This window comes from Streptosporangium sp. DT93 (assembly GCF_049844535.1).
In the GTDB taxonomy this organism is placed as follows: Bacteria; Actinomycetota; Actinomycetes; order Streptosporangiales; family Streptosporangiaceae; genus Streptosporangium.
The window spans coordinates 115635-137051 of sequence record NZ_JBNCLF010000014.1 but is presented as its reverse complement, the minus strand read 5'-3'; the positions used below and the strand labels follow the sequence as shown (position 1 = coordinate 137051).

20 protein-coding genes are annotated in these 21417 nt (G+C 72.5%); 11 read left to right on the top strand and 9 right to left on the bottom strand.

What is annotated here, in order from left to right:
- Positions 1-28 precede the first annotated feature (28 nt).
- A complete protein-coding gene (locus ACLQ2R_RS27205; protein WP_425963497.1) occupies positions 29-1147 on the bottom strand; it encodes a CHAP domain-containing protein in 1119 nt (372 codons plus the stop codon).
- A gap of 368 nt (positions 1148-1515) precedes the next feature.
- Here ACLQ2R_RS27205 and ACLQ2R_RS27200 point away from each other — a divergent pair, with 368 nt between their 5' ends.
- The 3 genes from ACLQ2R_RS27200 to crcB all read left to right on the top strand — a co-directional run bounded on the left by ACLQ2R_RS27200 (position 1516) and on the right by crcB (position 3679).
- On the top strand, positions 1516-1965 hold the full coding sequence (locus ACLQ2R_RS27200) for a hypothetical protein (RefSeq protein WP_386236658.1): 450 nt from the start codon (positions 1516-1518) through the stop codon (positions 1963-1965).
- Between the two features lie 758 nt (positions 1966-2723).
- Positions 2724-3320 (top strand): fluoride efflux transporter FluC, encoded by a 597-nt coding sequence (locus ACLQ2R_RS27195; protein ID WP_425963496.1) that lies wholly within the window; start codon positions 2724-2726, stop codon positions 3318-3320.
- On the top strand, positions 3317-3679 hold the full coding sequence (gene crcB, locus ACLQ2R_RS27190; protein WP_425963494.1) for a fluoride efflux transporter CrcB: 363 nt from the start codon (positions 3317-3319) through the stop codon (positions 3677-3679). Before ACLQ2R_RS27195 ends, crcB begins: the two co-directional genes overlap by 4 nt.
- Positions 3680-3877: 198 nt before the next feature.
- Here crcB and ACLQ2R_RS27185 read toward each other — a convergent pair whose 3' ends face one another.
- Complete coding sequence (locus ACLQ2R_RS27185; RefSeq protein WP_386236652.1) at positions 3878-4039, bottom strand: DUF3073 domain-containing protein; 162 nt, start codon at positions 4037-4039, stop codon at positions 3878-3880.
- Between the two features lie 294 nt (positions 4040-4333).
- Here ACLQ2R_RS27185 and ACLQ2R_RS27180 point away from each other — a divergent pair, with 294 nt between their 5' ends.
- Both ACLQ2R_RS27180 and ACLQ2R_RS27175 read left to right on the top strand, forming a co-directional pair.
- Positions 4334-4537 carry a hypothetical protein gene (locus ACLQ2R_RS27180; RefSeq protein ID WP_425963493.1) on the top strand — a complete coding sequence of 68 codons (204 nt, stop codon included), beginning with the start codon at positions 4334-4336 and terminating at the stop codon, positions 4535-4537.
- Positions 4538-4539: 2 nt separating this feature from the next.
- A complete protein-coding gene (locus ACLQ2R_RS27175) occupies positions 4540-4875 on the top strand; it encodes an ArsR/SmtB family transcription factor (protein WP_425963492.1) in 336 nt (111 codons plus the stop codon).
- A 125-nt stretch (positions 4876-5000) separates the two neighbouring features.
- Here ACLQ2R_RS27175 and ACLQ2R_RS27170 read toward each other — a convergent pair whose 3' ends face one another.
- The 4 genes from ACLQ2R_RS27170 to ACLQ2R_RS27155 form a co-directional block, all read right to left on the bottom strand.
- A complete protein-coding gene (locus ACLQ2R_RS27170; protein ID WP_425963491.1) occupies positions 5001-5834 on the bottom strand; it encodes a pentapeptide repeat-containing protein in 834 nt (277 codons plus the stop codon).
- 135 nt (positions 5835-5969) lie between these two features.
- Positions 5970-7157, bottom strand: a complete 1188-nt coding sequence (locus ACLQ2R_RS27165) for an FAD-dependent monooxygenase (RefSeq protein WP_425963490.1) — start codon at positions 7155-7157, stop codon at positions 5970-5972.
- Positions 7158-8396, bottom strand: a complete 1239-nt coding sequence (locus ACLQ2R_RS27160) for a DUF3500 domain-containing protein (protein WP_425963489.1) — start codon at positions 8394-8396, stop codon at positions 7158-7160.
- A gap of 3 nt (positions 8397-8399) precedes the next feature.
- Positions 8400-9242: a fumarylacetoacetate hydrolase family protein gene (locus ACLQ2R_RS27155; protein ID WP_425963488.1), complete on the bottom strand. Its 843-nt coding sequence runs from the start codon at positions 9240-9242 to the stop codon at positions 8400-8402.
- A 147-nt stretch (positions 9243-9389) separates the two neighbouring features.
- Between ACLQ2R_RS27155 and ACLQ2R_RS27150 the strand changes: the two genes are divergently transcribed.
- From ACLQ2R_RS27150 to ACLQ2R_RS27135, 4 genes are all read left to right on the top strand, one after another.
- A complete protein-coding gene (locus tag ACLQ2R_RS27150; RefSeq protein WP_425963487.1) occupies positions 9390-11768 on the top strand; it encodes a phosphoketolase family protein in 2379 nt (792 codons plus the stop codon).
- 178 nt (positions 11769-11946) lie between these two features.
- Positions 11947-12894 carry a TIGR03557 family F420-dependent LLM class oxidoreductase gene (locus tag ACLQ2R_RS27145; RefSeq protein WP_425963486.1) on the top strand — a complete coding sequence of 316 codons (948 nt, stop codon included), beginning with the start codon at positions 11947-11949 and terminating at the stop codon, positions 12892-12894.
- A 139-nt stretch (positions 12895-13033) separates the two neighbouring features.
- Positions 13034-14215: a zinc-dependent alcohol dehydrogenase gene (locus ACLQ2R_RS27140; RefSeq protein WP_425963485.1), complete on the top strand. Its 1182-nt coding sequence runs from the start codon at positions 13034-13036 to the stop codon at positions 14213-14215.
- Between the two features lie 32 nt (positions 14216-14247).
- The gene (locus ACLQ2R_RS27135) at positions 14248-14721 is read left to right on the top strand and encodes a hemerythrin domain-containing protein (protein ID WP_425963483.1); all 474 of its coding nucleotides are present in this window, start codon (positions 14248-14250) and stop codon (positions 14719-14721) included.
- Between the two features lie 199 nt (positions 14722-14920).
- Here the strand turns inward: ACLQ2R_RS27135 and ACLQ2R_RS27130 are convergent, their stop codons facing one another.
- The 3 genes from ACLQ2R_RS27130 to ACLQ2R_RS27120 form a co-directional block, all read right to left on the bottom strand.
- Positions 14921-16315 (bottom strand): FAD-dependent oxidoreductase, encoded by a 1395-nt coding sequence (locus tag ACLQ2R_RS27130; protein WP_425963482.1) that lies wholly within the window; start codon positions 16313-16315, stop codon positions 14921-14923.
- Between the two features lie 67 nt (positions 16316-16382).
- On the bottom strand, positions 16383-17933 hold the full coding sequence (locus ACLQ2R_RS27125; RefSeq protein ID WP_425963481.1) for a multicopper oxidase family protein: 1551 nt from the start codon (positions 17931-17933) through the stop codon (positions 16383-16385).
- The gene (locus tag ACLQ2R_RS27120) at positions 17930-18385 is read right to left on the bottom strand and encodes a hypothetical protein (RefSeq protein WP_425963480.1); all 456 of its coding nucleotides are present in this window, start codon (positions 18383-18385) and stop codon (positions 17930-17932) included. Before ACLQ2R_RS27120 ends, ACLQ2R_RS27125 begins: the two co-directional genes overlap by 4 nt.
- Positions 18386-18636: 251 nt before the next feature.
- On the opposite strand from ACLQ2R_RS27120, the gene ACLQ2R_RS27115 reads away from it, so the two are divergent.
- Both ACLQ2R_RS27115 and ACLQ2R_RS27110 read left to right on the top strand, forming a co-directional pair.
- Positions 18637-19683, top strand: a complete 1047-nt coding sequence (locus tag ACLQ2R_RS27115; RefSeq protein WP_425963479.1) for a LacI family DNA-binding transcriptional regulator — start codon at positions 18637-18639, stop codon at positions 19681-19683.
- Positions 19684-19930: 247 nt separating this feature from the next.
- Positions 19931-21304: an ABC transporter substrate-binding protein gene (locus ACLQ2R_RS27110; protein ID WP_425963477.1), complete on the top strand. Its 1374-nt coding sequence runs from the start codon at positions 19931-19933 to the stop codon at positions 21302-21304.
- Positions 21305-21417 lie beyond the last annotated feature (113 nt).

Below are 21417 nucleotides of genomic sequence, written 5' to 3'. Positions count from 1 at the left end.
TCGCCGTCACCGTCGCGTCGGCGTCTCGTCATGCGGCCCGTTGCGAATCCGGCGCGTGCCCGGTGGCCTCCGCCGCCCGACGGCCCGTCTCCGCCGCGCCGGGCGCGTCCGCGACCTGTCTCGGCGCCGGGGTCCACGGCCGGTACGGTTCGTAGGCCCAGCCGGGCCTGGTCACCCGGAGCACCTCGTACAGGTGCGGCGCCACGACCGGCTCGCCGGGCCGTTCCGGCGAGGACGTCCCCTCGATCGACGCGCCGGCCTCCCGGGCCGCCTCGTGCGTCCTTCCCCCCGGGCCCGTTCCCCCGCTCACCTCACGGGCCTTCTCCCGCGGGTCCGCCTCACGTCCTCGTTCGCGCGGATCGGGCTCTCCGGCCGGCTCGCGCGTCCTCGTGCGCGGACCCGCCTTCTCCTCGGCCGGCGCCTCCGCCCTCCGCCACCCGTTCCTCCTGCGGTGCCGCCCGGCGGAGACCCGGGGGCGCCGGGGGCGCCGCCGGGAAAGGACGAACGTCATTCCCAGCACGAGGGTCAGCAGCCCGGCGATCACGGCCGTCTCCACCGAGACGGGAGTCGCCTGGGGCACCTCGGTCAGGGACACCGGCTTCTGGGCCCGCGCCGGACGGATGTCGATGAGGCCGGACGCCTGCCCGGGGGCGGCGTCCTCACCGGGCACGGTACCGGCCAGGTTCTCCTTGACCTTGCGCGGCAGGCCGTAGCCGACGACCTTGTCCTGGTCGCGTTTCTTGCGCTTGAGCCAGATCCGATCGACGTTTCCCTCGATCGTGTGGATCGTTCCACCCTCGACCCGCTCCACGACGCCGACGTGGTCGATCCCCGAGATGTCCCTGCCCCCCGACCAGTCGAAGAAGACCAGGGCGCCCGGCTCCGGCGTACGCGACCAGGCGCCGTTCGTCTCGAACCAGCGCGCCTGCGACGGGGTCCAGGCGAACTGCCCGACGTACTGCTGCACGCCCGCCTTCTCGGCGGCCCAGGCGATGAACATCCCGCACCAGGGGGCCGTCCTGTACTGCGGGTCCTTGACCACGTTGACCGAGTACCACTCGCCGAACTTGCTGTTGCGGCCGGGGCCCTCCCGGTACCCGATCTCCGTCTTGATGGTCCTGAGCAGATCGTCACCGATCGGATCCATTGCCGCGAGCCACCCCGTCAATCTCCTCCGCCCTGCCGCGAAGGGGGGCGCCGTCCGACAAAGACGGACTGTATTCGCAGATAAATGGCTAAGTAGGGTTATTCGCGCAAAAAGGCGGTCTGGACGGCCGTTGGATACCGGATCCGAAGAAACGGGTGAAACGCGGCGCCGTACCTTTTATCATCTACGGCTGCCCTGCTGGCGGGGGCCGCACCCCCCCTCGCCGGCCTGTCGCGCCGCTCCGGCGGCACCTGCCGCGTCCCGGCGGTCGAATACCATGTGACGGCACGTGCGCGGTGAGCGCGGGTGCGGTGCCGTGGCCCCTCCCGGCCCGGCGGGACGCGGACGCGAAGGCGGAATGGGTTTCCATGTTCGACGACAAGACGCAGGAGACCCTGCGCCGTCTGCTGGACCTCGCCGAGCACCCCGCGACCCCCCAGGCGGAGCGAACCCTGGCCGTGGCGCGGGTACGCGCCCTGATCATGGTGCCCGAGGGCGACGCCCGCAGGGCGCCGGTCACCCCGGCGATGGAGGCCGCGATCCTCACCCGGATCAGGCCGCTCGCCCACCGGGTCGAGGAGGAGTCGGTGGAGGAGGTGCACGGTGACCTCTACGCCTTCAGCACCCGCTACCGGGTGATCGGCGAGCTCGCCGAGGAGATCGCCCTGCTGCTCGAACGCTGGAGCGCCGCCGTCCCGCAGAAGCGGTACCGGCACGAGGAGGCCGTCATGACCGCCGCCTCCAAGCTCGTCTACCTGCTGGAGCGCCGCGACCTGTTCCGCAAGCCCCGCTGGGGCAACCGCCCGAGGACCCGGTAGCCCTCCCGCGAGTTTTCCCTGGGGAGTTCACGGCATTGATCGTCACCCGGCGACCTGCCCCCTCCCCGTGGCCCTGCCCGCCCGTACCCGGGGCGCCGGGATGGTGACCGTGGCCCAGGGAGACCTTCCGCCCGGACGAGGCCCTGCCTCGCGCGGGACCGGCGATTCGTCCCGGGGCCACGGCGTGTGACTGGCAGATCCCGGTGGCCGGCGAGGAAGGAGAAGGGAACCGGTCACCGTGAGGTGAGGTGGGACCCGCCAGAGCTCTCCGTCGTGCGCTGGGGGCACGCGTTCCGCCGCCTGGCCGACGCGCACAATCGTGACGGTAGACAGCGCCGCGCGAGCGCTTCAACGATGTTGCACGATGTTGCGCGGAATCCGCCGCCGTGTAAGACCGGCTCGCCCACGGGCGCGGCGGACACGGGGGCGGGCGCGGCTTCAGGGGTGTGGCGTCCACGGGTGTGATGTGCACGGGCGTGCCGTGTGCGGGCGCGGCCTGCTCGGCCGGGTGATCGATATGCTGGACGGGCCCTCATCGGGGGCGAACGGCGGCGTGCCTCTCCGGCTGACGGCTGACGGCCGTCGAGGTGTCACACCGGCGTCGCGGCGGGCCTCCCGCCGCACCGGCGGGAGAGGACGGGAACGGGGGAGAGCGCGTGTCCGAGCCACCCGCCCGCCGTCCGGCCTCAGCCGAGCCACCCGCCCGCCGTCCGGCCTCAGCCGAGCCACCCGGCCGGGCCGTGCCCTCCGAATCCACCGTGTTCCCCGAATCCACCGTGCCCGCCGATCCTGCTCCCCGTCCCGCTCAAGCCACACCCGCCGACCCCGCTCCCGCCGACCCCGCTCCCGGCGACTCCACGCCCCGTTCCGCTCCGGCCATGCCCGCCGACTGCGATGTCGACCTGACCGTGCCGGCGCACCGCGCGGAGCTTGGCCGGGCCCCCTGGGGAACGCTGGGGGCGATCTCGGCCGGGGGGACGGCCGGCGCGCTGGCCCGCCACGGGCTCACCGTCGCCTTCCCGTACCCGCCGGACGGCCTGCCCTGGGTCACGTTCGCGATCAACGTGTCCGGGTGCCTGCTCATCGGCCTGCTCATGGTGTTCGTCACCGAGATCCCAGGGGTTCACCCGCTGGTCCGCCCGTTCCTGGGGGTGGGGGTGCTGGGCGGCTTCACCACCTTCTCGACGTACGTGGTCGACATCGAGCGGCTGGCGGCCGCGGGTGCCCCGCGGGTCGCGCTCGGGTACCTGTTCGGAACGGTCGCGGCGGCGGTGGCGGCGACCTGGACCGGCATCGCGCTGGCCCGCCTCGCCGTCCGGCTCGGCCGGGGCCGCCACGCGGCCGGTGACCGGTGAACGCGTTGCTGGTCGCGCTCGGCGCGGCCCTGGGCGCCCCGCTGCGCTACCTCGTCGACCGTGCCGTCCAGGCCCGGTACGGCACGAGGTTCCCCTGGGGGACCTTCGCCGTCAACGTCGCCGGATCGGCCCTGCTGGGGTTCCTGATCGCGCTCCCCGCCGGGGACGAGATCATGGCGCTGGCCGGGAGCGGGTTCTGCGGAGCGCTGACCACCTACTCCACCTTCGGCTACGAGACGGTGCGCCTGGCCGGATCCGGTGCCCGCCCGGCGGCCGTGCTCAACGTCGCCGGGAGCGTCCTCGCCGGTCTGGGCGCGGCCTGGTGCGGCATGCTGGCGGCCCTGGCACTCGTCTCCTGACACGTCTCCCGCAGGAGCTTCTGAAAGCGCCTCCCGTGGGAGGACGCCCCGTGACGGCGGGAGGCGGGGGCGCGAAGGCCGGTCGGGGCGCATTGACCGGCCGATGACGCGAACCCGCGGCCCGGCACTCCCGTGGCTGTCCGGTGGGCTCGGCCCGGGGGCGTGCCGCCGACTACCGCCGACTGCCGCTGTCCGCCGCTACCTGCCGGTGGGCTCGCCGGTGTCGTCGGTCTCCTCCGGCGCGGGATCGTCACCGGCGCCCAGCTCCTTGCGCAGCCGGTCGATATCCATGTTGTGGCTGCTGTACTTCAGCTCGCGAGCAACCTTCGTCTGCTTCGCCTTGGCTCGGCCCCGTCCCATTGGCTGTACTCCCTCGCGCCGGCCGTGCCCGGCCTTCTCGTCACTGTCGCATCGCCGGCTGGCGTGCTCTGACGCCGCAGGTCAGCCCGCGGTAGCCGCACCAAGTATCCCGCTTCCGGGCTGATCCGTCATCGGTCGGGATCAAATCGGTCGCGGGTCCTGTTGGAAAACGGCCGTCGCCATCATAGCCAACGTCATTATGATTTGAAGAATTAAGCAATTTGACACATGATGAGGGCCGGTGTAGCGGTGAACCGGTCATCCGGAGCGGTCCGATCATGGGGGGTGGAAGGCATGAGCGAGTTCGCGGCCGGGTCACGAGCGCGTGTCGCCGACGTCGAGGGCGTCGGCGGCGAGCCGGAGCCCATGCGCCACACCGGCGGCGATCACGCGGCCGGGGCCTCGTCCCGGGGGCCGGAGACCTCGCCGCGCGTCGCGGAGCGGCACGGCGCCGACGCGCGGTACGCGGGCCGCGGGTCCGGCGGGGGAGCGGTGTGATCATGCCGGTGCCGCTGCACCAGGCCAAGGCCGAGTTCTTCCGCACCATCGGCCACCCGGTCCGCGTGCGGGTGCTGGAGCTGCTGCAGGACGGCCCCCTGCCGGTACGGGACCTGCTGAGCGCCATCGACGTCGAGGCCTCCAACCTCTCCCAGCAACTGGCCGTGCTGCGCCGCGCCGGGATCGTGACGGCCACCCGGGAGGGCGCCACCGTCGTGTACGCCCTGTCCACCCCGGATGTGGCCGACCTGATGTTCGCGGCGCGGTCGATCCTGGCCGAGCTGCTGGCCGGGCAGGGAGAGCTGCTCGCCGAGCTGCGCGCCCAGGCGCGCGGGTGATCCCACGCTCCACCGGCGCGTCGTCACGACCTCATCCATCGGCCGGCCGCCGGAACACGGCCGCTCGGCGGGCCCACGGGGACACGGATGCGCCTTCGGGACACGCCCGGTGGCGCGCCGGCCGATCACCAGTGAGCCGGGTGCACCAGTGAGGGCGGCAGCCGGGTGGTGGCGTCGCCCTTGGCCGCGTCGAGCTGGGACTGGATGAGGAAGAAGCTCCCGGTGAGGTCGGCCCCCCGCAGGTCGGCGCCCCGCAGATCGGCCCCGATGAGGTCGGCCGACCTGAGGTCGGCGCCCCGCAGGTCGGCCCCGATGAGCTGGGCGCCCCGCAGGCTGGCCCCCCGCAGGTCGGCGCCCTTGAGCCTGGCCCCGATGAGGACGGCGCCCCGGTGGTCCTTCCCGCGCCGCCCGGCCCCGGCCCGCGCGAGCTCGCCGGCGCGCAGCAGCAGGGTGTTGACCCGCCGACGGTGCGCCTCCACGTCCAGTTCGACGAGGACCTCCGGCCCGCTCCGGGTCAGCCGCTCGGTCTCCTCCAGCGCGGCGCCGAGGTCGTCGCGAAGCGGGCGGGCCGCCGGAAGCGCCAGTGCCTCGGTGAGGTACCACAGCAGTTCGTGCAGGTCCCGCATGACGGGGAACACCTCGAACATCCGCTTCGCGGTGCCCGGGGCCCGGCGCCAGTCCTGCCCGCCGAAGGTGACCTGTGAGACCTTCTGCCCGGCCCCGAAGCAGTCGTAGACCGTGCAGCCCCGGAAGCCGCTCTGCCGCAGCCGCGTGTGGATGCCGCAGCGGAAGTCCTCCGCCAGGTTGGGACAGGGCTGCCCGGCGCCCTTGTCGATGGCGAAGTCCGCCGAGGCCGAGAAGGCCGGCACCACACAGCACAGGCCGAAACAGTCGGCGCAGTCGGCCCGCAGGTCCGGGCGATCCCTGACCGGCCCCGCGTGCTCACGTTCCTCGGACAACGTACGAGATCTCCCCTGTCGACCGGCCGGTCCGACCGCGTCGATCGGATCCCGCCGGGCTGATCATGCCGCTCACGCCGCCCCGGCGCGAACGGCCTCTCCCTCCCAGCACCCTAGCCTCCCCCTCCGGGACGTTCAGCCGGTCAGGGCGCCCTCGGCGTCGTGGCCGTAAAGCCAGGCGCTCTGCTTCAAGGGGTCGCCCGCGGCGAGGGCGGCGTCGCGCTCGGCCTGGGCGGGCCCGTCGGGCAGGTGGTTCTGCACCTCGCGCCCGCGGCTCATGAGCTGCACCTGTGAGGCCCGCGGCCTGCGGATCTCCTCGTAGCGGGCCAGAGCCTCGGCGACGGTCGCGCCGGTGGCCTCGCGCAGGCAGCCGGTCAGGACCACCGCGTCCTCGACCGCCTGGGCGGCGCCCTGGCCGAAGAAGGGCAGCATCGAGTGGGCGGCGTCACCGAGCAGGGCCACCCGCCCGGACGTCCAGCGTTCCAGGGGGCCGCGGTCGTACAGGGCCCAGCGCTTGGTCTCGGTGGCCGCGCCGATCAACCGCCCCAGGCGCGGGTCCCACGTCTCGAACTCGGCGGCCAGGTCCTCCAGCCGGCCGTCGGCCGTCCACGACTCGACGCGCCACTCCCCGGCGGGGACGATCGCGACGATGTTGACCAGCTCCCTGTCCCGGATGGGGTAGTGCACGAAGTGGCGGCCGGGTCCCAGCCAGAGCGTCTGCACCCGCCGCAGCGCCAGCTCGGGCGCCCGCCGGGCGTCGACCAGGCACCGGTAGGCGCACAGGCCGGAGAAGCGCGGCGGCTCCTCCTCGGCCACCGAGGGCCGTACGGCCGAGTGGATGCCGTCCGCGCCGATCACCGCGTCCGCGACCACCGTCGTGCGGCGCCCGCCGGAGTCGGTGAGGGACAGCTCGACCCCGTCGCCGTCCTGCCGCAGCTCCCGCAGCCGCCGGTCGGTCCTGACCACCCCGTCCGGCAGCGCCCGGCGCAGCATGTCCAGCAGGTCGGCCCGGTGGGCGACGTAGCAGTCGGTGCCGTACAGCCGGCGGCACTCCTCGCCCATGGGCTGCGAGGACAGCACCCGGCCGTCCTGCCAGCGCCGGAACTCCCAGGCGGTCTCCAGCGCGACGGCGAAGGAGGCCAGCCGCTCGCCGAGCCCGGCCCGCACCAGCGGCCGGGCCATGTTGGGGCCCACCACGATCCCGGCCCCGACCTCGCGCAGCTCGGCCGCCTGCTCGTACACGACGGCATCGAGCCCGGCCTGCCTCAGCAGCAGCGCGGTGGTCAGCCCGCCCAGGCCTCCGCCGACGATGGCGATCTTCACTCAGGGGTTCCTCTCCTCGAAGGGCGTCCTCGCCGCGCCGCGGTGCTCCTCCAGGAGGTGCCTCGTCAGGAGGTCCTCGCCGAAGTCGCCCGTGGGGTCGCGCCACACGCTGTGGGCGTGGTTGGCCTCGTCCTCGGTGTTGTCGAACTCGATCAGCGTCACCGGGCCCTGGACGCGGTAGTAGTGCCCGCGCCCGTGATCGTCGGCGCCGGCCCAGGCGAAGTGCAGCGCGCCGTCGCCGGCGGCGCGTACCCGGTCCATCTCGGCGGCGACCTGGCCGGGCCTGGCCCGCTGCAGGTAGCACTCCAGCAGCGCGTCGAAGGCGCGCCGCTGCGGGGAGGTCAGGTCGGCGGCACTGATCCCGCGCGGGTGCGACCTGATGTAGCGCAGGGCCTGCCGGTCGGCCTCGGTGATCATCGCGTCCCTGCGCCCGACCCCGTGCAGGTCGGGCAGCTCCACCTCGCCGATCCGCGGCACCGTACGGGTGACGAAGTCCGCCGGCGGCACCGGGTGGATGATCGCCTTCGCCCGCCGCGCGTCGTCCAGCGAGCGCAGCAGCGCGAACCCCAGGTCCTCCTCCTCGCCCAGCACCCGGTACGGGCCGAAGCGCGCCGGCTCCGAGCCCAGCAGGAACGGGGTGACCGACAGGTGGTCCTGGTTGACGACGGTGACGTTCACCGACAGGTGGTGGCCGACCAGGCGCCATCCCCACACCGAGTCGGGGTTGGGCTGCCCGAAGAAGGTCAGGAAGTACATGCCGGGGTTGCGGAACTCCCTGGCCACGTGCCCGAACCGCTCCAGGTTCAGCTCGCGCAGCACGTGCTCCAGCGAGATCACCTGCACCACCTGCGCGTACGCACGCTCCGAGCAGGACTGGGCGATCAGGCGGTGCGCCAGGATGCCCTGGTCGAAGGTCAGGTCCCGCAGCGGCAGCCCGGCGCGTCCCGAGGCGGGCAGGAAGTTCCAGTTCGAGCGGTCGGCGTCGGCGAAGGGCAGCAGCACCCGGGAGCGCTGCTCGCCGTCCAGCGCGTCGAACAGGGCCATTGCCGCGAAGGTGATCAGCGTGACGTTGAAGTCCCCCGGCCGGTCCTCCAGCCCGGAACGCGGCACCCGGCCGTGATCACCGCTCGGACCGTGGTGGTGGCCGAGCGATCCGGAGCCGTTCTCCTGATCCGGTGAGGTCTCGTCCGGCCGTACCGGATCCGGGGACGAGGGGTGCGCGTGCGACTCCTGCGGCATCGGTCAGTCCTCCGGCCAGGCCACGATCGGGTTGCGCACCGCGCCCAGCCGGTCGATCTCCACCTCGACCACGTCGCCGGGCCGCAGGAACCACGCCGGGGTCCTGGCGTGGCCCACCCCGGCCGGGGTGCCGGTCACCACCACGTCCCCGGGGCGGAGCGTCATGGTCCGGCTCAGGTGCGCGAGCACCCGCCCGACCGAGAAGATCATGTCCCTGGTGTCGCCGTCCTGGACGACCTCGCCGTTGACCCGGGTGACCAGCCGCAGCCCGTCCGCGGGGTCGCCGACCTCGTCGGCGGTCACGACGGGCCCGATGGGCCCGCTGTGGTCGGAGTTCTTGCCGAGTGTCCACTGGGCGGTCAGCCGCTGTGCCCGCCGGGCGCTCAGGTCGTTGAAGGTCGCGTAGCCGAACACCCCCGCGAGCGCGGTCTCCTCGTCCGCGCACCGCAGGCTCGTCCCGACCACCGCGGCCAGCTCGACCTCCCAGTCCAGGCCCGCCTCGTCCGGCGGCACCGGCACCGGCGTCCCGCCGACCGCGAGCGACGCCGTCCACCGTCCGAAGATCGCCGGGGTCTCCGGGATGGGGAAGCCGCCCTCGGCGGCGTGGGCCCGGTAGTTCAGCCCGACGCACACCACCCGCGCCGCGTCCGGCACCGCCGGCGCCAGGGTCAGCTCCGCCGGCGTGAGCCCGCCGGCGGTACCGCCGGCGAGTTCGCGCGCCCTGGCGCTCCAGCGGGGCAGGTCCGCGTAGAACTCGCCCACCTCCGCCAGCGGCGCCACCCGGTCAGCGGCGGTCAGCACCCCGACCCGGACCTGACGGCCGTCCAGAAACCCGACGAACCTCATCGCTCACTCCCGACGTTCCCCGCGAGTTCCCCGGGATGGGGGTCCACCGCGCCTCGAATCCACCATGGCGCCACCGGATCGTCCGCCGGATCGTTCCGGAGATCTTCCTACACGGCACCCGATAACGGTAGTGGGGCGTGCCCGGCCGTGTTCCACGGGGTTTTACGCCGGGTTCGGGTTCGAACGCCTCAGGCGAGGAACTGTCGGGGTATGGACGAACTTCAGAAGATCGACGCGTACTGGCGGGCGGCCAACTATCTGTCGGTGGGGCAGATCTATCTGCTGGACAACCCGCTGCCCGGCCGCTCGCTGGAGCCCGGGCACGTCAAGCCGCGCCTGCTGGGGCACTGGGGGACCACGCCGGGGTTGAATTTCTGTTTCGCGCACCTGAACCGGATCATCGCCGAACGCGACCAGGACATGATCTACATCGCCGGCCCCGGGCACGGCGGTCCGGCGGCGGTGGCGCACGCCTGGCTGGAGGGCTCCTACACCGAGCGCTACCCGGAGATCTCCCGCGACGCCGAGGGCATGCGCAAGCTGTTCCGGCAGTTCTCCTTCCCCGGCGGGATCCCCAGCCACGTGGCGCCCGAGACGCCCGGCTCGATCCACGAGGGCGGTGAGCTGGGGTACGCGCTGGCGCACGCCTACGGGGCCGCGTTCGACAACCCCGGCCTGGTGGTGGCGTGCGTCATCGGTGACGGCGAGGCCGAGACCGGGCCGCTGGCCGCGAGCTGGCATTCCAACAAGTTCACCGACCGGGAACGCGACGGGGTGGTGCTGCCGATCCTGCACCTGAACGGCTACAAGATCGCCAATCCGACGGTGCTGGCCCGCATCCCCGAAGAGGAGCTGGTCAAGCTCATGGAGGGCTACGGTCACCGCCCGCACATCGTCTCCGGCGACGACCCGCAGGTCATGCACGAGCTGATGGCCCGCACCCTCGACACCGTCTTCGAGCAGATCGCCGACTACCGGGCGGGACGCGCCGATCGCCTGCCGATGATCGTCCTGCGCACCCCCAAGGGCTGGACCGGGCCGCGCGAGGTCGACGGGGTCCAGGTGGAGGGCACCTGGCGCTCCCATCAGGTGCCGCTGGCCGGGATGCGCGACAACCCCGAGCACCTGGCGATGCTGGAGGAGTGGATGCGCTCCTACCGCCCCGAGGAACTGTTCGACGAGGAGGGCCGCCCGGTCGCCGAGGTGCTGGCGACGGTGCCGGCGGGCACGCGGCGGATGAGCGCCAGCCCGCACGCCAACGGCGGGGAGCTGCTGCGCCCGCTGGTGCTGCCCGACTTCCGCGCCTACGCCGTCGAGACGAAGTCGCCGGCCACCCGCTCCAGCGAGCCGACCCGGGTGCTGGGCGCGTTCCTGCGCGACGTGATCGCCGCCAACCCCGACTCCTTCCGGCTGATGGGACCCGACGAGACCGCCTCCAACCGGCTGTCGGCGGTGTTCGAGGCCACCGACCGGGCGTGGAACGCCGAGGTCCTGGACGGCGACGAGCACCTGGGCGCGGGCGGGCGGGTGATGGAGGTCCTCAGCGAGCACCTGTGCCAGGGCTGGCTGGAGGGCTACCTGCTGACCGGCCGCCACGGACTGTTCAACTGCTACGAGGCGTTCATCCACATCATCGACGCGATGTTCAACCAGCACGCCAAGTGGCTGGAGTCCTCCCGCAAGATCCCCTGGAGGCGTCCGGTGGCCTCCCTGAACTACCTGCTCTCCTCCCACGTCTGGCGCCAGGACCACAACGGCTTCTCCCACCAGGACCCGGGCTTCCTGGACGTGGTGATGAACAAGAAGGCCGAGGTGGTGCGGGTCTACCTGCCGCCGGACGCCAACACGCTGCTGTCGACGGCCGACCACTGCCTTCGCTCGCGCGACTACGTCAACGTGATCGTGGCGGGCAAGCAGCCGATCCTGGACCTGTTCACCATGGACGAGGCGATCGCGCACTGCACCCGGGGCCTGGGCATCGTGCCGTGGGCGGGCACCGACGCCGGGGTCGAGCCGGACGTGGTGATGGCCTGCGCGGGCGACGTGCCCACGCTGGAGACGCTGGCCGCGGTCGCGCTGCTGCGCGAGCACCTGCCCGAGCTGAGGGTCCGGGTGGTCAACGTGGTGGACCTGATGCGGCTGCAACCCCCCACCGAACACCCCCACGGCATGTCGGACGCCGAGTTCGACACCCTGTTCACCCCCGACAAGCCGGTCATCTTCAACTTCCACGGCTACCCGTGGCTGATCCACCGCCTGACCTACCGCCGCACCGGCCACGCCAACATCCACGTGCGCGGCTACAAGGAGGAGGGCACCACCACCACGCCGTTCGACATGGCCATGCTCAACGACATCGACCGCTTCCACCTGGTGATCGACGTCATCGACCGGGTTCCGGGGCTGGCCGAGCGGGCGGCGTACCTGCGCCAGCACATGGTCGACTCCCGCCTCGCGGCACGCGCGCACACCCGCGCGTTCGGCGAGGACCTCCCCGAGATCCGCGACTGGACCTGGCCCTCCTGACCGGCCGCACCCGGCGGCCCCCGGCCGTATCGGCCTCTCCGGCTCCGGTCACGGCTCTTGCGACCGGAGCCGGAGAGGCCACGCCCGCGGCGGCGCACTCCTTGCCACAACCGGCCGTTTGGCCCCCGAATACGGGGTAGGGAGATCGTTGTCGCAGCTCAGGGGATGGAGAGGGAACATGACAAGATTCGGATATTTTCTTTCCAGCGAGGAACACGGCCCGGCCGAGCTCGTCCGGCAGGCCCAGCTCGCCGAGCGGGCGGGCTTCGAGGGATTGTGGATCTCCGACCACTTCCATCCCTGGCTGGACGTGCAGGGGCAGAGCCCCTTCGTCTGGACGGTGATCGGCGCGGTGGCCCAGGCGACCTCGCTGCCGATCACCACCGCCGTCACCTGCCCGCTGGTCCGCACCCACCCGGCGATCATCGCGCAGGCCGCCGCCACCACCGCGGCGCTGACCGGCGGACGCTTCACGCTGGGCGTGGGCACCGGCGAGGCCCTCAACGAGCACATCCTCGACTCACGCTGGCCCCCGGCCTCCGAGCGGCTGGAGATGCTGGAGGAGGCGGTCGAGCTCATGCGGGACCTGTGGAGCGGCCGGCTGGTGACCCACCGGGGCACCCACTACCGGGTCGACACCGCGCGGCTGTACACGCTGCCCGACGAGCCGCCGCCGGTCTACATGTCCGCCTTCGGGGAGAAGGCCGTGACACTGGCCGGGAAGATCGCCGACGGCTACATCTGCACCTCTCCCAGCGCCGAGCTGGTGGAGAAGTTCCACAAGGCCGGAGGCGCGGGCAAGCCCTCCCAGGGCGGCCTGAAGGTCTGCTACGGCCCCGACGAGGCCGCCGCGCGCAAGACCGTGCACAAACTGTGGCCGACCCAGGGCATCCAGGGCGAGGCCTCGCAGCTCCTGCCGCTGCCCCGCCACTTCGAGGAGCTCGCCGAGATGGTGAGCGAGGACGAGGTCGGCTCGCCCTGCGGCCCCGACCCCGAGGTCCACGTCACGGCGATCCAGGAGTACGTGGACGCCGGCTTCGACGAGGTCTACATCAGCCAGATCGGCCAGGACCAGGACGCCTTCTTCGACTTCTACGCCGAGAAGGTCCTGCCCCGGCTGCGCTGAACGACCGGTCCGCCCGCCCGGCCCCGGCCCGGGCGGGCCTCCCCCTCGCCGCCCGGCGGCCGACCGGCCCGACAGGAGGAAACACCCCGACACCCTTCCCGGGACCCGGCGTCCCGGGGACCCCACACGGAGGTACGCCATGAAAGCCCTCACCTGGCACGGCAAGCGCGACGTGCGCGTCGAAGAGGTCCCCGACCCGGTCGTCAAGGAGCCGAACGACGCGATCATCAAGGTCACCACCACCGCGATCTGCGGCTCGGACCTGCACCTGTACGAGGTGCTGGGACCGTTCCTGGGTGAGGGCGACATCCTGGGCCACGAGTCCATGGGCGTGGTGCAGGAGGTCGGCCCGGACGTCACCGGCCTGGTGCCGGGCGACCGGGTCGTGATCCCCTTCAACATCTCCTGCGGCCACTGCCACATGTGCGGCCTGGGACTGTACGCCCAGTGCGAGACCACCCAGGTCCGCGAGCAGGGCATGGGCGCGGCCCTGTTCGGCTACACGAAGCTGTACGGCGAGGTCCCGGGCGGGCAGGCCGAGTACCTGCGTGTCCCGCAGGCGCAGTTCGGGCCGATCAAGATTCCCGAGGGGCCGCCGGACGAGCGGTTCGTCTACCTGTCGGACGTGCTGCCCACCTCCTGGCAGGCGGTGGCCTACGCCGACGTCCCCGAGGGCGGCAGCGTCACGGTCTTCGGCCTGGGGCCGATCGGGCAGATGTGCTGCCGCATCGCCAGGCACCTGGGCCACCGCGTCATCGGCGTCGACGGCGTCCAGGAGCGGCTGGCCATGGCCCGCAGGCACGGGATCGAGGTCCTCGACGCCTCGGTGACCCCCGACGTGCCCGCGGCGGTCAGGGAGATGACCGCCGGGCGCGGCACCGACTCCGTGATCGACGCGGTCGGCATGGAGGCGCACGGCTCCCCGGTGGCCAAGTTCGCCCACGCCGTCACCGGCCTGCTGCCGGACGCGATCGCCGCCCCGCTGATGACCAGCGCGGGCGTCGACCGGCTCGCCGCGCTCAACCAGGCCGTCGACACGGTACGCCGGGGCGGCACGCTCTCCATCAGCGGCGTCTACGGCGGCATGGCCGACCCGATGCCGATGCTGAGGATGTTCGACAAGGGCATCACCATCCGGATGGGCCAGGCCCACGTCAAGCGCTGGATCGACGACCTGATGCCGCTGGTGAGCGACGAGTCCGACCCGCTCGGCGTCATGGACCTGGCCACCCACCGGCTGCCGCTGGAGCAGGCGCCGCACGGCTACGAGATCTTCCAGAAGAAGCGGGACGGGGCCATCAAGGTCCTGCTCAACCCCTGACACCGAACAGAACGGATCACGAGAGGATGACGATGGACGCGATCGTGCTGCTCAAGGACGACCACAAGACCGTGGAGAAGCTGTTCAAGGAGTTCGAGAAGGCGGGCGAGCAGGCGTACAAGACGAAGCAGGAGATCGTCGGCAGGATCGTCGAGGAGCTGACCGCGCACGCCTACATCGAGGAGCAGATCTTCTACCCGGCCGCCCGCGAGGGCGCTCCCGACACCTCCGACCACGTCCTGGAGAGCGTGGAGGAGCACCACGTGGTGGTCTGGATGCTCTCGGAGCTGACCGGTCTCGACCCCAAGGACGAGCGGTTCGACGCCAAGGTCAGCGTGCTGATGGAGAACGTCCGCCACCACGTCGAGGAGGAGGAAGAGGAGTGGTTCCCCAAGGTCCGCGAGGCCATGGGACGCAAGAGGCTCCAGGAGCTGGGCGAGGAGATGGCCAAGGCCAAGGCCGACGCGCCGCGTGATCCCCTCGCGCTGAGCAGCGCGAGCGCGTAGCACCCCGGCCGGCCGGCGCGGCCGGGTCCGCGCGGCCGGGGATGCTCCGGACGACCCGGACGACGGGCCCCGGCTCTCGAGGGAGCCGGGGCCCGTCCGCGTCCCGGGCCGCGAGCCGGTCGTGGCGGGAGCCCTTCGCGAAGGAGTCCGGGATCCCCTCACCGTCCTCGCGGGAAACGGCGCGGGAAACGGCGCGGGCTCACCCCCGTTCGCGCAGCTCCTCCAGGCGCTGGGCGGTCTTGCGCGCGGTGATCAGCACCGGGTCCCAGACCGGGGAGAACGGGGGGGCGTACGACAGGTCCAGCCCGGTCATCTCCTCCACCGTCATCTCGTGCCAGACCGCGACCGCCAGGACGTCGATGCGCTTGGCCGACCCCTCCCGGCCGACGATCTGGGCCCCCAGCAGGCGCCCCGTGGCCCGGTCGGCGATCATCTTGGTCCTCATCGGGCGCGCGCCGGGGTAGTAGCCGGCCCGCGTGGTGGACTCCACCACCACGCCGACCGGCTCGAACCCGGCCCGCAGCGCCTGTTCGGTCGACAGGCCGGTGCGCGCCACCTCGTAGGCGCAGACCTTGGAGATCGCGGTGCCGACGACGCCGGGGAAGGCGGCGTAGCCGCCGCCGATGTTGATGCCCGCCACGCGCCCCTGCTTGTTGGCGTGGGTGCCGAGCGCGATCGCGACCGGCCGCCCGGAGACCCGGTGGACGGTCTCGACGCAGTCGCCGGCGGCCCAGACGCCCTCCACGGACGTGCGCATCCTGCGGTCGGTCCTGATCCCCGAGGTCTCGCCCACCGGGATGCCCGCGGCCTCGGCCAGCGCGCTGTTGGGCCGGGTGCCCAGGCCGAGGACCACCAGGTCCGCGGGCAGGGTCCGGTTCTCGGTGCGGACCGCGCCGACCCGGCCGCCGGACTCCTCGAAGCCCTCCAGGCGCTCGCCCAGGTGCAGCTCCACGCCCAGCTCGCGCAGGGCGTCGGCGACCAGGGCGCCCATGTCCGCGTCCAGGGTGGTCATCGGCTGCTCGGCCAGGTCGACGAGCGAGACCCGCAGGCCGTGCCGGACCAGGGCCTCGGCCATCTCCAGGCCGATGTAGCCGCCGCCGACCACCACCGCCCGCTCCGGCTTCTCCCCCAGCGCCTCCAGCAGCGCGGTCCCGTCGTCGAGGGTCTGCACCCCGTACACGCCGGGTGTCTCGACGCCGGGCACGTCCGGGCGGTTGGGGACGGCGCCGGTGGCCACCACGAGCTGGTCGAACGGCTCCCACCGGGCAACCCCGCCACCCCCGGCGCCGGTGCCGCCGGTGTCGCGGACGGCCACGGCGCGCCGGTCCAGGTCGATCTCGACGACCTCGCTGTGCAGCCGCAGGTCGATGTCGAGCTCGTCGCGGAACACCTCCGGGCGGCGGCTGACCAGGTCCTCGACGTCGCCCACCTCGCCGCCCACCAGGTAGGGGATCCCACAGGCCGAGTAGGAGGCGTGCGCGCCCCTCTCGAAGGCGACGATCCGCAGGTCGCCGGGCCCTCGCCGGTCCCGGGCCTGGGAGGCCGCGCTCATCCCCGCGGCGTCGCCGCCGATCACCACCAGTCGTTCCGTCATCGCTCCCCGTCTCCGCAGCAGACCGCCGATCGTAGAGCCTGCCCGGCCGGAGGGGCGAACGACCCCCCTACACCACCTCGAAGTCGGCCATCATCGCCATGTCCTCGTGTTCGAGGTTGTGGCAGTGCATCATGTAGCGCCCGCGAAATCCCGCGAAGCGCACCAGCACGTCCACCACCTCGTACGGCCGGACGTCGACGGTGTCCTTCCAGCCGCCGTCGGTCGCACCCGGCGCCCGGCCGTTGCGCGAGAGCACCCGGAAGTGGGCCAGGTGCACGTGCACCGGGTGGTGGAAGTCGCTGGTCAGGCGCCAGACCTCGGTGGTGCCGAGCCGGGGGCGGGCCAGCGGGACACCGGGCCGGAACGGCACCCCGTTGATCGTCCAGGCGGCCCGGGCGCCCTGCCCGGTCCGCCGGAAGTCGAAGCGCCGCCTGGCCGCGGCCGCGGACGCGGCGGCCGGTCCTGCGGGTTCCGGTACGGCCAGCCGGGCGGGCACCGCGCTGTCGTCGCGGGCCCGGCGCGCCACGACGAAACGCATCACGTCGCGGGTGCGGCCGGAGCCGAGCGTGTTGACCATCGTCACCTCGGTGCCGACGGGGTGGGCGGAGAAGTCCACCACCACGTCGAAGCGCTCGCCGGGGGCGATCGTGATCGTCTCGTGCGTCACCGGCGCGGGCAGCAGGCCTGCGTCGCTGCCGATCTGGACGAACCGGCCGCCGGGTGTCAGCCGCAGCCGGTAGCGGCGGGCGTTGGAGGCGTTGAGCAGCCGCAGCCGGTGGCGGGTGGCCGAGACCTCCAGCACCGGCCAGGGGGCGCCGTTGACCAGGATGACATCGCCCTCGACCCCCTCCATGTAGGCGTCCTCGACCCCGGGGACGCCCAGCAGGCCGGGGTCCTTCGAGGGGTAGAGGAAGGAGCCGTCCTCGGCGAAGGACCGGTCGCAGATCATCAGCGGGACGTCCCGCTCGCCCCTGGGCAGCGGCAGCGTCCCGTTCTCGCCGTCCCGGTCGTCCTCGACGATCACGAACCCGGCCAGGCCCCGCCAGACCTGCGGCGCGGTGAAGTCCATCCGGTGGTCGTGGTACCACAGCGTGGCGGCCGGCTGGTCGAGCGGGTAGACGTGGTCCCGGAAGCCCCGGTGCAGCGTCCACCCCTCCACCGCCGCGCCGTGGTGGGAGTGGCTCCCCGAAGGCGGCCGGAAGGTGCCGCCCTCGGGCACCACCAGGTCGGTGGGGTAGCCGTCGGAGCCGGGCGGGGTGACGCCGCCGTGCAGGTGGGTGGAGGTCGGCACGGGCAGCCGGTTGCGGACCCGGACCGTGACCGGGCTCGCCCGCCCGACCCGGAAGGTCGGCCCCGGGAACGTGCCGTCGAACCCCCACACCTCGGTCGTGGTGCCCGGGACGATCTCCACCCTGGCCGGGCGCTGGACGACCTCGTAGTGTCCCGGCCGCACCGGGCGCGCCACGGCGGGGATCGGCAGCGGGACGGTGAACGGCCGGGGCGCCGGGAGCGCGCCGGCCAGCGTCTGGCCCGAGGTCTCGGCCGGCGCGGCGCCGCACCCGGCGGCGGCCAGGCCCGTCGCGCCGAGCGCGCCCAGGAAACCCCTTCTGGAGATCACGAGCGCCCCCGTCCGGTACGCCAGGTCCACGCGGTCATCGACACGGCCACGCCGAAGATCACCATCGCCAGCGGGACGTGCGGGGCGAGCATCCGCTGCATTCCCAGCAGGACCTGGGCGTTCATCAGCACGAGTTGTACCGCGCTCACCCACAGCGGCCACGCCGGTCCCCGGGCGGGACGCCACAGGGCGACCGCGGCGGCGAGCTGCAGGCCCACCAGTGCGGTGCTCGCGCCGGCGTTGACGTTGTGCCAGGTCAGCAGGTCGACCTCGCCGGTGACGAACAGCCCGCCGATGACCGCCTGGCCGAGCACGCCGGCCAGGTGCAGGGTGGCGGTGACGCGCAGGGACCAGACGATCCAGGCGGGCACGCGGGAGCGGGGGGCCTGGGAAGCCGGGGGAGCCGGGCCGGCCGCGGGGGGCGGGCCGGTCAGGGGGGCCGGGGAAATCATGGAAACCTCCGTTGGATCACCTCTGGATCACGCGGCCCAGGCTCCCCGGTCACGGCGGCGCCGTCGTCACCCCGGGGAAGGTCATCGGCCGTACGTCACGCGGTGTAGGAGGGCCACGGCCGGCGGGGACGGATACCACCGGGGGAGTACCCGCCCGATCCAGGAGAACGGTGGCCCTCCCACTTCTGCGATGAAATTAACTCGCAAAAACTATGTAAGAAATCTGCCGTGACAGCCCTATGCTTGCGGGCATGACGCGAAGGCTTGCCGAGGTGGCCCGGAGGGTCGGGACGAGCGAGGCGACGGTGAGCCGGGTGCTCAACGGCAGGCCCGGCGTCTCGGAGGCCACCAGGCGGGCCGTGCTCGCCGCGCTGGAGACGCTCGGCTACGACCGCCCCACCCGGTTGCGCCGCGACCGGGCGCGCCTGGTCGGCCTGGTCTTCCCCGACCTGCGCAACCCGGTCTTCCCGGCGTTCGCCGAGGTGGCCGGCGGGGCGCTGGCGCAGCAGGGGTTCACCTCGGTGCTGTGCACGCGCACCCCGGGCGGCTCGCAGGAGGCCGACCGCGTCGACGCGATGCTGGCCCAGCACGTCTCGGGCGTGCTGTTCGCGGGAGGCGCCTACGCCGACGGCGACGCCGGTCACGAGCACTACGAGCGCATCCGGGAACGGCGCCTGCCCGCCGTGCTGGTGAACGCCGCCGTCGGCCACCTGGGCTTCTCCCGGGTCTCCTGCGACGACGTCGCCGCCGCCCGGATGGCGGCCGGGCACCTGCGCGCCCTGGGCCACGAGCGGGTCGGGATGATCCTGGGACCCGCCGACCACCTGCCCTCGCGCCGCAAGCTGGACACCTTCACCGCGTACGCGCGCGCGTACGGCATGGAGCCCGTCGAGCACCTGGTCGAGCACGTGGTGTTCTCGATGGAGGGCGGCCAGGCCGGCGCCGCCCGGCTGATCAGGGCCGGGGTGACGGCCCTGATCTGCGGCAGCGACCTGCTCGCGCTGGGCGCGGTGCGCGCCGTGCGGCGCGAGGGCCTGCGGGTGCCCGGCGACGTGTCGGTGATCGGCTACGACGACGCGCCCATGATGAACCGGACCGACCCGCCGCTGACCACGGTGCGCCAGCCGATCGAGGCGATGGGCCGGGCCGCGGTGGAGCTGCTGGTCGCCCAGATCGACGACACCGCCAGGCCCGAGGGGGAGCTGCTCTTCGACCCCGAACTGGTGGTCCGCGCCTCCACGGCACCCCCGCCGTCCCCGGCGGTCCCCGCGTCCTCGTCCCGCCGGTCGCGTCACTGAAACCGGGCATGAAAATTTCGACAGGATTATGACGTCGTACGGCATCGATTCGCAAGCGCTCGACTCCGTGCCGTGTCACCCGGCCGTAACCGCAGTTCGAGGCCGGTGGGCGGGTACGGCGGGCGCGTTACACAACGATGTCTGATCGATCACTGTCACTTTTTTGCATCTAGATTGACGGGCTCTTGCTACTTCCTGCACGCCTCTATATGTTTCTCGCAACCGACCCGCCAAGGAGTGCCCCCGGATGAAATCCCCCAAGCTCGCGATGCTGCTCGCCGCGGCCATCGCGCTCACCGCCGCCGGGTGCGGCGACGACGACAGCGGATCCAAGGCCGCCGAGACCACGCCGGGCGCCGCCGGGGCCGACGCTCCGGTCACGATCTCCGTGGGCTGCCAGCCGCCCAAGAGCAACCCGCTGGAGCGCACGGCCTGGGACGAGGACGTCGCCGCGTTCAAGAAGCTGCACCCGAACATCACGATCGACAGCAAGGACGCCTTCCCCTGCATCAACCCCGACACCTTCCAGGCGAAGCTGGCCGGCGGCACGATGGAGGACGTCTTCTACGTCTACTACACCGACGTCAAGAAGATCATCGCAGCGGGCCAGGCGGCCGACATCACCCCCTACGTCAGCACCGTCAAGCGGCTGAACGACCTGCGCCCCGACGTCATGAGCATCTTCAAGGACGGCGAGAAGGTCTACGGCCTGCCCCGCAACAACTACTCCATGGGCCTGGTCTACAACCGCAAGCTCTTCACCCAGGCGGGCCTGGACCCGGCCGCGCCGCCCGCGACCTGGGCCGAGGTGCAGGCCGCGGCCAAGAAGATCGCCGCGCTCGGCCCCGGGCACGTCGGCTTCGGCGAGTACAGCGCCGGCAACACCGGCGGCTGGCACTTCGCGGCCTCCCTGTACGCCCGCGGCGGCGAGATGGTCGGCCCCGACGGCAAGACCGCGGCCTTCAACAGCCCCGAGGGCAAGGCCGTCCTGGAGAACCTCAAGACGATGCGCTGGACCGACAACAGCATGGGCGCCAAGCAGCTCCTGCAGTGGGAGGACCTGATGCGCATGATGGGCGGCGGCAAGCTCGGCATGATGATCGGCGCCCCCGACGTCGTCCAGGCCGTCAACAACGACTTCAAGGGCAAGTTCGAGGACTACGGCGTCACCTCGATGCCCGAGGCCAAGGCCTCCCTCAACGGCGGCGACGGCTACATGATCAACCCCAAGGCCACGCCCGAGAAGATCAAGGCCGCCATGCTCTGGCTGGACTTCCACGAGCTGACCCCCGGCCAGGGCCAGTTCAACTACGCCCGCAGCAAGCAGCAGGGCCGCCCCGTCGGCCTGCCGATCCCCGACCTGTACGGCGACACCGCCCCCGGCAAGGAGATCACCGAGCTGCGCAAGGCCAACGCCACCGTCCCGGTGGAGAACTTCACCCCCTTCGTGGAGGGATCGGGCGCCATCCAGAACAAGCTGGAGCCGCCCAAGTCCCAGGAGCTGTACGCCATCCTCGACGTGCCCATGTCGGCGGTGCTGACCAGGCAGGACGCCGACATCGACAAGCTGCTGGCCGACGCCGAGGCCAAGGCCAACAAGGTTCTGGCGAAGTCGAGCTGACCTTCTGAGACCCGGGGTGGGGGGGGGGGGGGCCCCCCCCCCCCCCCCCCCTCGCAAAAGCCGCCAGCGCCGGGGGCCCCCACACCCGTGAACTGGACCGCGCGGCGCCCGAG

What these genes read in the sequence shown, in the direction of transcription:
- ACLQ2R_RS27205 (WP_425963497.1), bottom strand. Translation starts at nt 1,147, where the DNA reads ATGGATCCGATCGGTGACGATCTGCTCAGGACCATCAAGACGGAGATC.
- ACLQ2R_RS27200 (WP_386236658.1), top strand. Translation starts at nt 1,516, where the DNA reads ATGTTCGACGACAAGACGCAGGAGACCCTGCGCCGTCTGCTGGACCTC.
- ACLQ2R_RS27185 (WP_386236652.1), bottom strand. Translation starts at nt 4,039, where the DNA reads ATGGGACGGGGCCGAGCCAAGGCGAAGCAGACGAAGGTTGCTCGCGAG.
- ACLQ2R_RS27180 (WP_425963493.1), top strand. Translation starts at nt 4,334, where the DNA reads ATGAGCGAGTTCGCGGCCGGGTCACGAGCGCGTGTCGCCGACGTCGAG.
- ACLQ2R_RS27175 (WP_425963492.1), top strand. Translation starts at nt 4,540, where the DNA reads ATGCCGGTGCCGCTGCACCAGGCCAAGGCCGAGTTCTTCCGCACCATC.
- ACLQ2R_RS27160 (WP_425963489.1), bottom strand. Translation starts at nt 8,396, where the DNA reads ATGCCGCAGGAGTCGCACGCGCACCCCTCGTCCCCGGATCCGGTACGG.
- ACLQ2R_RS27155 (WP_425963488.1), bottom strand. Translation starts at nt 9,242, where the DNA reads ATGAGGTTCGTCGGGTTTCTGGACGGCCGTCAGGTCCGGGTCGGGGTG.
- ACLQ2R_RS27145 (WP_425963486.1), top strand. Translation starts at nt 11,947, where the DNA reads ATGACAAGATTCGGATATTTTCTTTCCAGCGAGGAACACGGCCCGGCC.
- ACLQ2R_RS27140 (WP_425963485.1), top strand. Translation starts at nt 13,034, where the DNA reads ATGAAAGCCCTCACCTGGCACGGCAAGCGCGACGTGCGCGTCGAAGAG.
- ACLQ2R_RS27135 (WP_425963483.1), top strand. Translation starts at nt 14,248, where the DNA reads ATGGACGCGATCGTGCTGCTCAAGGACGACCACAAGACCGTGGAGAAG.
- ACLQ2R_RS27130 (WP_425963482.1), bottom strand. Translation starts at nt 16,315, where the DNA reads ATGACGGAACGACTGGTGGTGATCGGCGGCGACGCCGCGGGGATGAGC.
- ACLQ2R_RS27120 (WP_425963480.1), bottom strand. Translation starts at nt 18,385, where the DNA reads ATGATTTCCCCGGCCCCCCTGACCGGCCCGCCCCCCGCGGCCGGCCCG.
- ACLQ2R_RS27115 (WP_425963479.1), top strand. Translation starts at nt 18,637, where the DNA reads ATGACGCGAAGGCTTGCCGAGGTGGCCCGGAGGGTCGGGACGAGCGAG.
- ACLQ2R_RS27110 (WP_425963477.1), top strand. Translation starts at nt 19,931, where the DNA reads ATGAAATCCCCCAAGCTCGCGATGCTGCTCGCCGCGGCCATCGCGCTC.